Genomic DNA, 411 nt, shown 5'->3' on the forward strand with positions numbered 1-411 from the left:
TTCCTGCACATGGCTCTCGGCCGCATCGCCGGTCAACGGCTCGCCGCAGCCGTAAAGCAACCGAAAGTTCGCCGCGCCCTTGAGCAGGCAGAAGAAGTGTTCCGCCGCGTTGCGCGGTTTATCGATACTCAACACGCCGCTTTCGTTGACTCGCGCCAGCAAACGCTCCATGCCGTGGAGCATGCGCTGGGGCCCCGCCTCGAAGAAGATCAGCGAGAGTTTCGGGTCCTGGCTGCCCAACGCCATGATCAGGCGATGCAGGTTCACCGACTCGTCGCTGTTGATCAGCTGATGAAAGCCGCGGGCGATGTTCAACAGCACCGTTTCCACGGCCACGCCTTCCGGCAATTCGAAGAACAGCGACGGCAATTGCTCCTCGCACTTGGCCACCACGGCGGCGGAGAACAGCGT

Annotated in this window: 1 protein-coding gene; it reads right to left on the reverse strand. The window is 62.0% G+C overall.

The window, feature by feature from the left end; translation table 11 throughout:
- Positions 1 to 411 (reverse strand): TetR/AcrR family transcriptional regulator C-terminal domain-containing protein (locus FHL80_RS25100; RefSeq protein ID WP_216871053.1); only part of this gene is annotated, 411 nt, incomplete at both ends.

The sequence above is a fragment of the Modestobacter excelsi genome (assembly GCF_005930495.1).
GTDB classification, from domain to species: Bacteria; Actinomycetota; Actinomycetes; order Mycobacteriales; family Geodermatophilaceae; genus Modestobacter; species Modestobacter excelsi.